The organism is Streptomyces sp. SID13666, from assembly GCF_010548325.1.
Classification (GTDB): domain Bacteria; phylum Actinomycetota; class Actinomycetes; order Streptomycetales; family Streptomycetaceae; genus Actinacidiphila; species Actinacidiphila fildesensis.
Genome location: NZ_JAAGLX010000010.1, coordinates 38,525 through 53,449 on the forward strand (window position 1 = coordinate 38,525; position 14,925 = coordinate 53,449).

The 14,925-nt window shown below is 66.2% G+C and carries 9 protein-coding genes and 1 pseudogene; 1 reads left to right on the forward strand and 9 read right to left on the reverse strand.

Features of this window, described 5'->3' with window-relative positions:
- The first annotated feature begins 298 nt into the window (after positions 1 to 298).
- Entirely contained in the window at positions 299 to 1,120 is an 822-nt protein-coding gene (locus tag G3I60_RS15930) for a DUF317 domain-containing protein (protein WP_164607269.1), read from the forward strand.
- A gap of 128 nt (positions 1,121 to 1,248) precedes the next feature.
- Here G3I60_RS15930 and G3I60_RS15935 read toward each other — a convergent pair whose 3' ends face one another.
- The 9 genes and pseudogenes from G3I60_RS15935 to G3I60_RS15970 form a co-directional block, all read right to left on the reverse strand.
- The gene (locus tag G3I60_RS15935) at positions 1,249 to 4,155 is read right to left on the reverse strand and encodes an RNaseH domain-containing protein (protein ID WP_239069881.1); all 2,907 of its coding nucleotides are present in this window, start codon (positions 4,153 to 4,155) and stop codon (positions 1,249 to 1,251) included.
- Between the two features lie 170 nt (positions 4,156 to 4,325).
- The gene (locus G3I60_RS15940; protein WP_164607273.1) at positions 4,326 to 7,625 is read right to left on the reverse strand and encodes a hypothetical protein; all 3,300 of its coding nucleotides are present in this window, start codon (positions 7,623 to 7,625) and stop codon (positions 4,326 to 4,328) included.
- A complete protein-coding gene (locus G3I60_RS15945) occupies positions 7,622 to 8,875 on the reverse strand; it encodes a hypothetical protein (protein WP_343241947.1) in 1,254 nt (417 codons plus the stop codon). Before G3I60_RS15945 ends, G3I60_RS15940 begins: the two co-directional genes overlap by 4 nt.
- A gap of 45 nt (positions 8,876 to 8,920) precedes the next feature.
- The gene (locus tag G3I60_RS15950) at positions 8,921 to 9,901 is read right to left on the reverse strand and encodes an XRE family transcriptional regulator (protein WP_239069920.1); all 981 of its coding nucleotides are present in this window, start codon (positions 9,899 to 9,901) and stop codon (positions 8,921 to 8,923) included.
- A gap of 72 nt (positions 9,902 to 9,973) precedes the next feature.
- A pseudogene (locus tag G3I60_RS46400) lies at positions 9,974 to 10,147 on the reverse strand (helix-turn-helix domain-containing protein); the annotation flags it as partial.
- A gap of 366 nt (positions 10,148 to 10,513) precedes the next feature.
- Positions 10,514 to 10,894, reverse strand: coding sequence for a hypothetical protein (locus tag G3I60_RS15955; RefSeq protein WP_164607277.1), 381 nt, complete (start codon positions 10,892 to 10,894; stop codon positions 10,514 to 10,516).
- Positions 10,895 to 11,003: 109 nt separating this feature from the next.
- Positions 11,004 to 12,743: a relaxase/mobilization nuclease domain-containing protein gene (locus G3I60_RS15960; protein ID WP_164607279.1), complete on the reverse strand. Its 1,740-nt coding sequence runs from the start codon at positions 12,741 to 12,743 to the stop codon at positions 11,004 to 11,006.
- Positions 12,740 to 13,228 (reverse strand): plasmid mobilization relaxosome protein MobC, encoded by a 489-nt coding sequence (locus G3I60_RS15965; RefSeq protein ID WP_164607281.1) that lies wholly within the window; start codon positions 13,226 to 13,228, stop codon positions 12,740 to 12,742. Before G3I60_RS15965 ends, G3I60_RS15960 begins: the two co-directional genes overlap by 4 nt.
- A gap of 332 nt (positions 13,229 to 13,560) precedes the next feature.
- Entirely contained in the window at positions 13,561 to 14,856 is a 1,296-nt protein-coding gene (locus G3I60_RS15970) for a hypothetical protein (RefSeq protein WP_164607283.1), read from the reverse strand.
- Between the last annotated feature and the right edge of the window lie 69 nt (positions 14,857 to 14,925).

Sequence of the window (14,925 nt, forward strand, 5' to 3'; positions counted from 1 at the left end):
GGGCGGTCCTGTTGTAGCTCTCGTGGCTCATGCCGGGATCTGTGTGCAGTTTCGTATATTCACGGCAGGTGCGTAAACGCAACTCAACTGCCGTTCTCGGACCGGTATCGAACCATCTCTGAATAGCCACCGACTGCCGAGCCGTCCGGAAGTGCGGAGTTCGCTGGAGGCAGACAAGGAAGAGCACAGAAAGACTGGCCACCTGGGGCAAGGCATGTCAATGTAAATGACCCCCTTAGGGATCTTCGGGCCGCCTTCGCTCGCTACGTCGGTGGTCGATGGATCCATTTCAATTCACATGGAGGCGTACCTGAATCCGCATTTCCCGTTCGATCCGTCCCTTGCGACCGGCGCCCTTCCCACGTACTGGGTCGGCCCCCGACACCTAGCCGGCGATGACGGTCGTCTCTACGATGCCGTCGCGGACAACCTCGCCGGCTGCGGCTGGATGAGCCTGACAGTCGTTCGAGGGCGGCGTGAGCTCGATGAGCCGCTGGAGGACCTTCAGGTGCTGCGCAGCACGGTCCTGCACATCAGTCCCGACGCTCTTCGGTGGGCGCAGTGGGTGTTGTCGGACGAGCCGTTCTACCTCGGTGGGCTGCCGATCGCGTGGCAGGTCTCTGCCCGCTCGGACGCGAGCAGTCCGCTCGCGGACTGGTCCGCCTATTTCACCCGTGAAGTCCCGGGTGAAATCATCGCCGACTTTCTCCTCGCACTCGACGCATGCGGCCAGCCCACTGCTGCGTCCGTCGGACCCCGGGTGGTCCTCGATGCGGTCACCGCGCACGGTTGGTTCCGCGACGCAGAACAGCCCCAGACGGCGGCAATGCACCCCGCCTTCACCGCTCGCATCAGTCTCGGCGAGGTGCCGCCCTTCATCCAGGACGCCGACCCTCAGGCCCTGACAGCCGAGGCGAAGGAGCAGGAGGCGATGGGCTGGCAGGCGTGGGCCGAGCCGGCCATGGGAACCCCGTATCTGTGGGCTGCGTCGTTCAGCGCCAGCGTGCCGCACAGCCTGGTCGCCGCGTTTGCCACCTCGCTCAGCTCCACCGCACCGGTGCTGCGCCGAGTATTGCCAGAGAGCGCGCGGGATCAGCTCCTATGGGCCCCTTCCAGCTGAGCGTCCCCGCTCCGTGTGACTCGGGTGGTTGGTCACGGCTGGCCTTCGAGACCGAAGGTCTCGAAGGCCAGCCGTGCAGCCGGGTCTTGACACGAAGGAGCGCTGGAGCCTCGGCTGATGCTGACGTTCTACGACTCAGTGCCGCGGGCCTCCTTCAGAATGTCGATACTCTCGCGGTCCTTCGGCTCGGAACGTCGGTACTGGGGGTGGCCAAGGTCCATTTGAAGTGCGGCGTGGAGCGGGGCGGGGTATCGCGTCCGGTCTGACCAGGAGAGCGCCTGGTGGCTGAGCCGTGCCGCGGCAACCGCGAGAGCTTCTCGGTCGTAGCCGTCCCGCGTGTGCATCGGGGTGATCTCCCGCGTGGTCATGCTGTACCACGGCGAGTTGAGTTCGTTCTCCTTACGTTCGTCGGCGTTCTTCGATGCCTTTCCGGGTTTGGCCCGCCAGCGGGTCTTCCACTGCCCGAGGCGCTTCTTGCCGTAGTTACGGGGTTCGGTGAACAGGAACCACGGGTGGCCTTCGGGTCGGTCCTCCGAGTAGTACAGGTCACTCGAGGTCTTGAGCGTGACGGTCTTGCCGTTCTTCTGCTTCTCGGTGACGGCGACGAGGCGGGGCATCTCTGCCTGCGCGCAGTTCATGCGAATGATGCTGACAGGGTTCCAGGACTGGGGTAGTCCGCTTGCGGGAAGCCAAAGTCGCGGATCATCCGGGTCCTTTCCGAGGCCCTGCTTGTTGTTGTGAAGGCCGGGCCATACGCGGCGACTCGCGTGGCCATCGATCATCAAGGCGTAGGGCAGGCCGTCAAGTTCGTCGTGGAGTTCCTGGAGTGCGGTGCGGACGTCGTCGCCGGCCTGCGCCCAGCGTTGGAAGTCGCTGTCCCCGTTCTCAGTGTGAAGAGGGTAGTTGGCGGCGTGGAAGTTGCTCTGTGCGAGGGCGTAGTGCTCCCACTTCGGGTGGATGTTGCTCCAGCCGATCATGCGCCAGGGGCCGCCGGGTTCGGGGGACGGAATGATTGCGCTGGCGGTGATGATCCTTTTGGGTGCGCCCTTGTACTTGTTGTCCGTGGCCTGTTTGCGAATGTGGATGCCGCAGAACGCCATACGGGGCAGCGGGTAGGGATCGTCGTCGGGGTAGAGGGCCCGCTCGAAGCGGTCGTCGACGACGCCACAGGAACGGTAGAGGTCCAGCACCCCCATGTAGACGCGGTGGTCTTCGAAGGCCTTCGCGGGTTTCTTGATGATGCTGAAGGTCTTGGTGAAGGAGTCGTACTCGCGGCCGACGAGAAACTGGGATGGGACTGCGGCCTTGGCGAGCTCCCGCACGACCTGGTGCTTGGCATCGTTCTCCGCAAGCGCGGCTTTCACCTCGGCGGACTTCATGCCTTCGTGCTCCTCGCCGCGCACGGGGATCTCCGTTTCACACCAGGCGGCGAGGAGTACCCCGGGTTCTGCAAACTTACCGATGATCGCCTGGACGTCGGCGGTGCGCTGAGTGCCGGGGCCGTGCTCCAGCAGGGCTTCGGTGTTGCAGAAGACGGCTTCGATGCCGTCTGCGAGCGGGAAGGTGTCCTCTCCACCGGGTTTCGGATCGATGTCGTGGGGCTCGATACCGTAGGGGTGCGCGAGGCCGTGGATCATCCGGGTGAGGGTCTCGTCCCGGTACCACAGGCACAGGATACGGAGCTTCTTGTACCCGGCTGCCTGGATGGAACGGCGGATGCCTTCGGAGGAGGGCTTGCCGATGAGGTCGACGTACTCACCGTCGTCCTTCTTCTGCTTCTTGTCCTTTGCCTGGGTGGCCGAGGCGGGCTCGTGGGAACGCTTACCGAAAACATTCCCCTTCGATGTGAGGTCGAGCAGGGAGACCGTGTCGCCGCAGGTGCGCTGGACGTGGTCCCGCAACAACGTGAGGTGGTAGATGCCGGCGCCGGTTCCGACGGCGAAGGAGTCGGTCTTGGGCATGGTCGGCCTGATCGCTCCAGGCGGCGGTGTGAGGATGTCGATCCTCTTACCGTTTTCGTCCTTGGCATTCAGTCGGTTGCGCTCGTTGGTGACGCGTTCCTCGATGGCGGTGAGCGATGCCCGGTCGGCGTCCATCTTCGCCAGGATTTCCAACGCGTGCTTGTTGGTCTGCCGCAGGCCGCGCCCATCCAGGGACACGGACATGAGTGGCCTGCCTGTTCCCTGGTCCACGAGAACGGTGCGAGCGTGGATCACCGTGTTGTTGACGCGCCGGATGTGGACGTCGAGATTCAGAACGGGATTCGGCTCGGCCGTATAGGTGGCCATCTTTACCGATAGGCGAGACAGCGCGTACTGGACCTGGCTGCGGGTGGGGTTCTCGGGACGGGTTTTGGCCGCTTCACCGAGGTCGACCGGGTGAGCAAGGTCGGCGAAGACAGGCCCGATGGGCTGGTCCCAGGCGATCAGCTCGCCGGTGCTGGTCGGCCTGTACTGTACTGCCGCGACGTTTTTGGAGGGCCGCCAGTCGGCGGTCCGCTCTTTAATTTCACCGTTCGCCGCCTCGTACGACTCAAGGACTGGCTCCACCTCCTGGTCGAGGAAGGGCTTGGAAGCCAGCATCTTGGCCATGTGCCATTTCACCGCCTCATAGGCCCAGCTGTCCGGGCTGGCGGGTTTGCCGTCTTCCGGCTGGAGAATGTTCTCCGCAAGGCAGTGGCGCCGGGGCGTGGCGTCGGCTACCAGTCGGGCCAGGGTGGGCTGGTCCATGAACGGGATCTCGTCCAGCGGGATCTTTCGGATGATGCCTTCCAGGTAGGTGAAGACCTTCCTGAGGATCTCGGGCTCCACGGGATTGAGTGTCACCATGAAGGCCATGTACTTGTCCAGGTGGACGTAGCCATCGGTGATCTGCTGGAGCACGGTGACAGCGATGGAATAGGGAATCAGGAACGGGTCGGACTCCTGACCGTCCTTGGTCCGTTTTCCGTTTCTTGCTGCAGTGCTTCCCAGCTCTCGCCAGGCCCTGCGGATCGGCGAGTGGTAGTCGCCGAAGTCCCAGACCAGGGCGGTCATGCCGTCCAGGAGTTCTGAGGTGCACCGGATCGATGTCGTGTGTGCGGTGAGATCCCGCTGCGTGTTGCTTCGCCCCATGAGCAGGGGTACCTCGTCTCTCGGTCTCTCCTAAAGGGAGAGGAATACGGGTCGGATTCCACTACGGCAAGGCGGAGGCGGACATGGGCAGTTCAGAGCATCTCCTGGTCCAGCCCCGCATAGGTCAGGAATGCCTGAAGTGCTTGACCGTAGAGCTCATTCATGATAAATCGCTGCTCCGGAGTCCAGTCATAGTAGATCTGCTTGATGATCGAGGCCAGGTCAGAGCTGAACTTCTTGTCGTGGATGGAGTGGTCCACGATGTGGAGGGTCATGTCGGTCTCGCCCCGCCGGGCGCGGCCGGCGAGCTGGATGAGCAGGACGAGCATGCCTGCCACGAGTTCCTTGCGCAGGTCGTGGTCCATGCTGGAGAACCGGGCGGGGGAGCGGAGGATCTTGGTGAGTTGTTTCCAGGAGGCTTCGCTCGCTGTGCGCAGGACGGCCAGGGGCTCGTCACTGCCGCCGACGGGAAGGGTGTTGAAGCCGGAGGCGTTGACGCTTGCGTGGAGCCAGTTGGTGTCCTCGATGCTGAGGACGGGCCGGACACACAGGTAGATGTCGCGGACCGCCGAACGCGTGCCGACGACGATGTTCAGGCCCCTCCCGATCACGGCGAGAGGGGCAATGAGAATCTCTCCCCGATCTGGAAAGTCTTTGAGTTCTTCGCGGACCATCCGGTCCACGTGAGCGGGCAGGTGTTCCTCGTAACGCTGTTTCTCCGCCTTCTTCACAAGGAGGCAGATCCGGTGGTTCAGCCCGTCCGCCTGCGCCACTCCAGAGGCTAGGTGCGCCGCTTGCTCGTACGAGTTGACGGCGAGGATGACGCGGGCCCGTTCCGGTTCCCGCTCCTTCAGGTGAGCCAGGCGCTTGGCGAGCTGCTGCTCGTACAGACCCCTGCCAAGATCGCGGAGTGCCTTGGGTTTCAGCTCCTGCGGGAGCCCTCCGACTCTCATGGCGTCCCCGTTGTTACCCCGTACCGGGGTGGCCAAGGTGACGATGGACTCGGGGCGAGTATCGGGAAGCCACCAGCGGACCGGGGCATGGATGTGTTCTTTTACGGCTTGGGGCAGGTATGCGGTGGCGGACAGACCCATGACCGGGCGCTGTACGCCAGCGGTCAGCAGAGCGGTGAGGCCACCGAGTTCGCTGACGAAGGTATGGGGGTCGCCGCCGAAGGAGCGGGACAGGAGCTCCGCTTCCTTCTCCTTGTTGTCCATTCCTTTCACCTGGTAGCCGTGGATGGAGCGGCCCAGCATGGCCAGGGGATAGAGGGTGGCGACCGTCTTGTTCCGCATGGTTTCGAGGATCTTGCGAACCGATCCCAGGTCGAGGTATCGCAGGGTCTGCGCCTGCATGCGCAGCTCGTCCAGCGCACCGTCGAGCTCTCGGAGCACGGTGCGGGTGACCAACAGGTTTACCACGGCGGCTTGCCGATGCGCGTCGGGCACGAGATCGCGTAGGAGGGTGCGCATCGCGTCGCGGGTATCGGTGAGATGGTCTTGACCGCGCTGTGCGGTGAGGGTGGTCAGGGCTGTTTCGACGGCGTCCCAGTCGGCTCCTTCGGGAAGGTCGATTGCTTCATCGGGTTCAGAGTCGTACCAGGGGGCGGGCATGATCTCGTCGAGGAAGGCGAACAGCTCAGGTGAAACTTGCTCGCCCGCGGTCTGGTCGGGGAACAGGAGCTGCAGGATTTCGCGGTCCCTTGAACGGGCCAGGCGCCAACCGGTGTTGTCGCGGCTCGCGCCGTCGGGGCTGTCCGCCTCGTTTCCCGGGTTCAGCTTCAGCCCGCTTCCGGAGCACAGCCACAGCAGCAGCATCTCGGCCATGAGCCGGGCGTGGCTGACCGGCGCTACGAGCCCCATCTCATGAACGACGGGAAGATTCTTGGCATCGGAGTCGATCTCCCGCAGCGCGGTCACCCGCTTCCGTGAGGCCAGAGTGATTTCCGACGTGCAGCTGCTGATGGCGGTCGTCTGGAAAGCGTCGATCTCATCGATCACGAGCGCATCACAGGCTCGCAGCGTCATCTCCAGGACGCTGATGCCCCTAGTCCCGCGCGCCTTACCACGGAACTCCTGCCCGTCCAGGACGACGCCGATGCGTGTCTGACCTTCCAGCAGGTTGGCGTGGTTGGTGACAATGATGGCCGCGTCGGCGGCCTGGTAGAACTGCTGGAACTTACCGCACACCGGGGCGAAGGAGCAGGTGAGCCGTGTGGACCCCGTGGCTGCGGAAGTCAGCGAGGTGCAGTTCTCCTCACCGTACGGATACAGGGTGGGCGGGTCCATCAATGCCCGCTGCGCGCATCCGGTCGACAGAAGCCCGATGTCGGTCCTGGCACGCCGGTCCCACTCGTCGATCTGCGTGGAGGAGCCAAGGGCTGCGTAGTCCATGGCCCGGCGGTGCATGCTCGACGGAGACAGCAGCGGAGTGCAGTGAGCGGGCTCAGGAAGATGCTTTTGCCGGTGCAGGTAGGCCAGGTCGTTATTGATGTCCCAGGCCATGTCCAAGGTCGCGCGGACATCGGTGACGGCGAGTGCAATTCGCCGGTCGTTCATCGCCGCCCAGGATGCCAGGACCCGCACCAGGACCGTCTTGCCGCTCCCGGTGGGGGCGTTGAGGACCTGTAGGTCTCCGCTCGTCAGGTTGAGTTCTGTCAGGGCGCCGTCGGCGGTCTTCATGCTCTCGAAGAAGCGCTTGAGTACGCGATAGAGGTAGGCGACGCCCTTGTCCTGCCCGCTGAGGATCTTGGCGACGACCAAGAGTTGCTTGACCGTCGGCGTGACCTCGTCGCGCTGCGGACGGGTGTGCACTTGCGGCAGAACCTCATGGCCCGGTGCTTCGAAGAAGCCGGGAGTCTCCTGGATATAGATTTCCCTGCTGGTCGTTCCATGGTCCTTGCCCAGGTAGGCCGTCCGCGTCTTGAGTGTTCCCGGGCCGGCGAACGCCTGCGCCTTTGGACGCTTGCCGAAGGTGAAGAACGGGCCGGTGACACGCTGCGCGTAGGCGAGGAAGTCCCCTCCCATACGGGGAATCACCGCGTCCGCCAGATGCGGATCTCCGACCGGTAGCCGAAGCGAACCGCCTGACCTGTCTGCAAGGTCGGGATCGGGAGCCAGGGTGCCGAGCAGCGTGAGGACCGCGGCCCTGAGTTTCTTCGCGTCCGTCCATTCTTGAGCCATCAAGATCATCACTTGGCGGATCAGGTTCCGCTCGGCCACGGGCAGGCTTGCCCATCCCGACCATGCCTGCGGCTTGCGGTAGGCGAAGAACGTGGCCTCTTCGAAACCGGCCAGGACGTGCCCCTCGTCGTCCTTGCGGGGAAAGTAGTGCGCGGCCAGCGCGAGTGCTCCTGCCAGGCCGGCTTCCTGCCCGGTCATCTCCCCGCTCACGCCCGATCCTCCTTGGTCTGCCTGATGATCATCTCCAGGTAGTCCGTTGCGGTCATCGCTGCCTTCATCTTGTAGGTGCGGCATACTGCGTGGAGTTGGTCCACCTGTTCCTGGCGGTGGTCGGGCACCACCAGGTACTCCGCGCCGCCCTGATCGCCGCCGTCCATGTGCAGCTTGTTGACCAGGTGATTCGGCCAGGTGTAGTCCTTGAAGTCGGCAGGAAACCGTGGCTTTTCGCTACCTTCGCCGGTGATCCACAGGTCACACTGATCCCCGTTGGGCCACAGGTGAGACGACCAGATCGTTCCCTCCAGGGCTGCCGCGGCGGCTCGGTGAAGGGCGAGCTCGGGGAGGCCCGGGATAACCGTGTAGCGCCACACGGGCCGCACCAGTGCGAGGCAGTCCGCAGTGGGCTGCGCTTCCGGCACGTGCGGCACGGCCCCGGTCCATAGGCGCGCGAAGCGTCCTGACGGAACCCGGCATTCAAACGTCGGGCTCAGCACCGGTGCTGTCTTCTTCCGAGCGGTCATGACGAACTCGTACGACGCTCCCGTCTCTTCGTGCCAGGGGTACAGGCACCGCACCCTTCCTCGGGTGCGTCCGCCGGTGCGGGAAGCCGCTACCTTCATGGGCCACTTGCAGGCGGGGCAGGGCCACCACCAGCCGTTGTGTTGCGCGTGCTGGGGGATCGGCTTGTAGAAGTCGTTCGACCGGGACGGCAGGTTGAGTTGCGCGAGGTTGCCGGTCGGTGCCGTCGGGCTCTCCACCAGTGTGGTGCGGTGCCTCTCGTAGAAGGGGCCCTTGATCGAGCTGAAGACGGCTTCTTGGCTGTACTCGTCGTCCAGCTTCGGCTTCGTCACCTGTCCGGCGAACTTGCCTACCTTCTGGGCGGCCCGCATGACGCGCTGGGCTTCGTGCCGGAAGTCGAACCCCTCCTCGGTGGCCACGCCCTCGCTGTCCATGAGGCGTACGCCCGCGAGGGCCTTGCCGTCGATCCAGTCGGGCAGCAGCCCCTCCAGGGAGCCGGCCCGGTCGCCGGTAAGCCTGCCCATCAGTTCCTCGAACCGGATCAGGTGCCCCGGACCGCAGGCAGCCATCAGGATGCCGTGGGCCTCCATGAGACGGTCGAGCCGTCTGGGCCCGTCCAGTTCCTCGTTGGCCATCGCGTGCTCACACACGGCGAACGCCTTGACGATCTCCAGCAACGAGTGAGTCTGCTGAATGTCTGTTGTGTCCTCAGCTTGCTTCACGGGCCGGACCCTACTGCAGGGCACTGACAATGGCCCCGAGAACGCTTAGCCAGAACTCTCGCCGACGCCCGCGGTGCCGATTCCGGGATACAGGCTCCGGTAGGCGTCAAGATGATCGGCGATGTGGCGCTGCCCCGAATCCGTAAGGAACCACCGGTACGGCCCGTGAGTCACTCCGTCGGGATGCCGCAACACAATGAAGCCCCGGCTTGGGCTCCGTCCGTCAGGGCTTTGCCCCACCGCCAGGTAATGCGGCCCACGCCCGGCGAGACTGCCGTCTACCCCCTGCGTACCAGCGCCCGCGACACGGACCACGATCTTCCAGAGCCACAACGACAACAAGGGCGGGGGCGGTCCCATCTCGCGGGGAACACCAAGCGCCGTGCGAACCACCGATCGCCCGAGACGGGTCATCTCCACCCGGGTACGAGGCAAGTCCCCGAGCCCGTCGACATAGACGCGGTCTCGGTACACAAAGATCAGACCGCGCCGCTCCAAAGCTGCCACGGAGGACCCGGCACCGGGATCGTGCACCCCAGCATCGCGTAGCCGCTCCTGGATGCGGGTGTAACCGACTGCATCGGAGGAGGCGGAAAGCGCCAACGTCATGCGCCGCCATTCGGTTGCCGGCCGTCGCTCCGCACCCAGATGGCGGGCGTGGCGCTGTTCTTCCTCCGTTTCCTGGTCCTGTTGAAAAATGCAGGTCAGATAAGTTCGCTGCCGGTCGTTGAGAGAACTCCAGGCGTCCAGCGATTTGCCAGACGGCTGACGGGCGCGTCGGACAGGAAGCAGCGGAAGAGGATCTTCCGTACGGCTGCGGCGCCAGGCGTCCATCACCACCCGGTCGGGAATCCGATAGACCTGGGCGAGCATGCGCGCCACCCGCCCAAGGGTCTCCGGGGACCCCCATGCCCAGCCGCGCACACGCCTGCCACGTTCCAGATCGCGGATCTTCTCTGCGTCGATATGCAGGCCCCGTGCACCCCGCTTGCTTCGTAGAACCGCGGCGACCTCTTCGGTGCTCATGCCCGCGTCACGGCGCAAGTCGGCCAGGCTCTCAGTACCGGGGTCGCGACCTGTCAGGACCTGCGCATCGCACTGCAAGACTTTCAGGAGCCGACCGAAAGCCCGGTCCCCGACGGCCCGTGTTCCTGCCTCCCAGTGACGTACGGCACGCGGAGTGACTCCCACAGCTGCGGCCAACTCTTCAACGCTCATGTCTCTGAACAAGCGCTGATGCTCCAGGGCCTGGGTACGTAGGGACTGCGCCATACCAGAAGCAAAACGCAGTGAACAGTTCACCGCAACTGCTCTGGCCGCCAACCTTGGACGGCGCCTGCTGATGGGCCCTAAAATTGGGCGACGAGCCCATAAACCGCCCGCCTGGGTCCACCGTGCCCCACGCCAGGAAGCCGGGCCTCCCCTATGGGAGGCCCGGCTTCGTACTGATCAGGCTGGATCCAGCATCGAGTACTGGCACGCTCCCGCTCCGGCAATCAAAAGTCCGCTACAGACCGGAGTTGCCAGATGGCACCGCTGGGAGATGGCGCTTATTTGATCTTCCCTGGCTACGATCGCCGGGACCCTCTCTGGCCCCGGTCACCCCCTCGTTGGGTCAATATGTGAAGTGGCCTTTCGCTAAAAGGTGTAGGGGGTGAAGGGACGCACCGGTTCCATCTGGAGGGCGAGCAAGCGATCGAACTCGACCCGTTCGTCCTTGCTCATAAGCTCGACGGCGTTGCCCAAGGTCTTCTTAGCGAGCTGGTTCATGAACGGAGCGAGGAACCGGTTCATGACTTCTGGGGCGTCGTACACTCCCCGCTTGTACTCCATGTAGCGCTCGAACTGCGCATGGAACTCGAAGAATTCTTCGCGGTTTGCGTGGAGGGCGGTGGTCTGTTCCTCGTTGCTGAACGGTCGCCCGTCGCTGTGGGACCAGGTACGGGTGTCATCTCGGTACGTGAAGTCCGAGTCGCAGAGAAGGGCGACGACGGAGGGGTTGACTTCCAGTTCGGCCATTGGGGTGTGCAGCTCCTTGCGGGGTCGGTTGGGATACATCAATCGTCTGGAGAATCGCCGGTTGGGCTAACCGGCGATCGTCGGCTATGTTGCGCCCGCCTCCCCGGGGTCAGTGCCGACGGCTGGAGTGGCTCGCCGCCCGGGCGACCGGTGATGCGGCGGGTGCTGCGGCCGGGGTGCCCCGGCTGCCTCGGGTGGGTTTGACCTGCGGGTTTTCGGGTGCGGCGGGCAGGTGAGCGGTGGCGCGCAGGCGCCAGACGAGGACGTCGCTGATGGAGGTGGCGGTGCCGAGCTCGCGTCGTTGGGTGGCGTCGGCGAGCAGGGAGGCCGGCTCGTGTCCCGCTTGCTGGGCGTCGGCGAGGGTGGCGGCCAGAGCGGGCCAGCCGGGCTCGGCCTGGATGCGTTCGGCGAGCTCTGGCAGCATCTGACGCAGGAGGTCGGCTTGCCGTCTCCGGATACTCGGTGCCTGACGCTGGCCTCGCCGGCGGAGGGTGGCCATGGGGTGGGCCGCGGCAGCCTGGTACGCGGCACGCAGGTGTTCGGCGGTTTGCTGGGCCGCGGCGGCCTGCTGATGGTGGTGCCTCTTGGCGTGCCAGTTCGCCACGGTGATGGCGAGGAAGACGGCCATGTCGATGACCATGGCGGTGGTGGCGCCGTCCTCGCCGTGACTGAGGGCGGGGCCGCTGTGGACCAGATCGTGGGCGGCCTGGCGAAGGGCGCGGTCGTGCCCGCGTATGGCACGGACGTGGGAGCGGGCGGCCCGTTCGAACGCGGAGGCTGCGTGCTGGAGTTCGGTGCGGGTGTGGGCGGCAGAGCTCTGGGCGAGCGCGTCCAGGACCTCCCCTGTGGCGGCGATCTGCGCTGCTGCCATCCCGTCGTCGCCGTGATCAATGATCAGCAGGGCCTGCCAGGTGGCAGCTGTGGCGCGACGTCGGGCGAACGCGGGATGGGTTACGGGCGGCAGGGCGGGCCGTGCCGTCCCGGAGCCGCCTTCGGGGACAGCCTGCGCCCGCTGGGTCCAGCGTTCGCGGATGCGGGGCAGGGACAGGTCGGGGGCGAGGGTGGAGCCGGCGTAGAAGACCGGCTCGTTGTCCTTGTTGCGGTCACCGGGCAGTGCGACCTTGTAGCCGAGGAGGTCACCCGACGGTGCGATCCGCTTACGGATCAGGACACCGCCGGCGGCCAGACGGTCGAAGAACTCATCCGTGGAGGCCGCGCCGGCTGCTGCGCCGCGCACGGTCTCGCGCAGCTCCTCCCGCACAGTGCGCTCCCGCCCAGCACGTTCGGCTTTGTGGCGTTCGGCGCTGGTGGGGCGTTTGGCCGCGGTGCCGTCGCCGGGCGTGACGCGGTGCAGGCCGTAGTCGGCTTCGATGAGGCGGGCTGCGGCCTGTGCGCGTTGGCCGGAGCGGTGGTGGTCGGGGCGGCGGCCGTCCTCGCGTACGAGGGTGGCGATGATGTGGATGTGGTCGTCGGCATGGCGAACACCGGCCCATCGGCACCCGGCGCTGTCTGCGCTGCCGGGGTCGATGCCGGTGGCGGCCACGATGCGGCGGGCGATGTCGGCCCACTCCTCGTCGCTGAGGATGCGGTCGGTGCCCGCGGCTCGCACGGAGCAGTGCCACACGTGCTGCTCGGGCCGCTGGTCTTCCCCGAGCAGATGCAGGGGCTGGTCGAGGACCCGCTGGAGGTCTTCATTCGTGGCGGAGGGATCCCGACCGGGATCGGGTGCCATGCCGTCGTAGGAGGCGACCAGGTGCGGGTCGACGTGCTCCTCCCGGGTGCCCGTGCCGTAGAGGTAGTTGAGCAGCCCCCGGGTGTTGCTGCCTTGCTTGTGGATGCGAGGGATCAAGCGGCCTCGCCTTTCACGCGGGAGATGATCCGCTCGACGGCCGCCTTGGTGGCGGTGGCCGCACGGCGGACGTCAGCGAGGGTCTCCTCGACGTGGGTGGCGTCGCCGCCGGAGTTGAGGGTCTTGGTCATCTGGTTGAGGTTGCTGCCGGCCCAGCCGAGTTTGCGGCCGGTGGCGAACAGTTCGGTGAGGACGTCGTGGTCGGCTGCGATGGCGGCGGCGGTGCGGGTCTGGTCGCGGGCTGCGGCCAGGGCGGAGTGCGCGAGGAAACCGGCGATGCTCATGCCGACGGCGTCGGCGCCGGCCTGGATGACGGAGTGTTCGCGTTCGCTGAGGCGGACGCTCTGGGCGGGACGCTGCTTCTTGTCACGCGGACGCGACTTCCCCCTGGCCCGGCGCTTGCGCCCGGCCGCGCCTGGCTGCGATCCGCCCTCGGTCGCAGCCTTCCCGTCCGGCGCCCCCTGGCGCTGGTCGGGCCCCGCCACCCCTGGGGCGGGGTCGGGTTCGGACGCTCCCCCGGCGGGGGAGTGTCCGAACCTCCAACTTGCTCCGTCTGAGGCTGGGGTGGGTCGTGTCTCGTTCTGGTGGTGGTCCGGGCCGGTGGTGCACGGATCCTGCATGGAAGGCTCCTGATGGGAGGGGGGAATGAGCGGATCGGCCGGCGCTTGGGCAGTAACCCCGCGTCCTGCTGGTGCGAGAGGGGGATCGCGGGGGAGTGCTGCGCCTGGCATGGCGGCGTGAACGTGGGGCTGTGGTCAGGCGGAGTCGATGGTCCGCGGATCCCCGTGCCGTCGTTTGTGGCTGACCGGATATCCGGTCAGGCCGTTGGGAGGCTGGTCTTGGCGCCCTGCTCCGCGGCTAGGAGCGCCTTGAGTTCGGTGAGCCGGTCCTCGGAGATGGTGAGTTCGGCCTCCCGGATGGCGTTGCGCAGCACGGCGCGGGTGGCCGTTCCGTGCACTGCGACGGCCTCGCGGCCGATGGCGAGTAGCTCGTCCATTTCGGCACCGGGAGGGCGGCCGTAGCGTTGCGCCGCGGGGACGTCTTCCTCGTGGGACGGCTCGACGGGTTCGGGGGCGGGTGCCCACTCGTGCAGGGGGAGTTGTTTCCTCACGGATCGGTGAGCCACAGACTCGGGGGGAAGGTCGGGACCGAGGTGTTCCGTGGCTTCCTCGGTCTCGGAGGCGTAGTCGGCTCCCGGTGGGCTGTGTCGGGGCGTCGTCGGTTCGACATGACGCGTGGCGTGCCCGTCCGGTGTGGAAGCGGTCCAAGGCGATGGCAGTTCGATCGTCGCCAGTGCTGTCGCGTGACGGCGAACGGCGAGCTGTTGCAGCAGCACTTCACGTTGGCGCTGGTCGATGCCCACCGAAGCCTGGGCGATAGCCCGTGACAGCCGCCGTGCAGTGCGCCGGCCTCGCCAGCTGGTGCGCTGCTTCTGGGTTCGCTCCGCAAGGCGGGCGGCCAAGGCGACGGCTCTGCTGGTAGCGCGGTCGCGGGTGATCTGCGCGGCATCTCGATCGCGTTGGGCGATACCAAGGCGGGAGAGCAGGCGTTCGCGTACTTCGCGGCCGACCCGGGCGAGGACGCTGTGAGAGGCGGCCTCGGGCGTGCGGATGCGCAGTTCGATGCCCATGGCCTGATGCCAGAGCAGTGCGGCCATGACCGGTCCTACGAAGGCCCGCACCGTGCCGCCGACCGCGCCCGACTCGGCGTACGCGGGGATCACCTGCACAGCGGTGATCACCCAGGTGAGGATGCCGGGCAGGCCGGGGGTCTGTTTGGGGCCTTGGAGGTTCTGCCGCGCGAGCAGCGCCGTGGCGAAGAGGGCGAGTTCGGCGGCGGCGAACATCGCGGTGCGCTCGGTGGTTCCGTTCATGTCCAGGTAGTCGGCGGCGAACCGCCAGCTGGTGTCGGCGCTGTAGGCGGTACAGCCGACCGCGGCCAGTGCGGCGACCCTGACGGCGGGTGTTCCGGGCTGTCGCTTGCTGCGGTTTCGGTTGGTGAGGCGGTAGATCAGCAGGCCGACCAGGAGCATCGTGCATGCGGCCAGGAGAGCGGTAAACGCGAGCGACGTCGGGGTCCAGCGCCCCAGCGCGGGCAGGGGGAGTGGCGTCATACAGGAAGTCTCCAAAGGCCCGCCGCGCCGTGTGGGCAGGCGTGGGCGCAGGCGGGCGGTGTGAGGAAG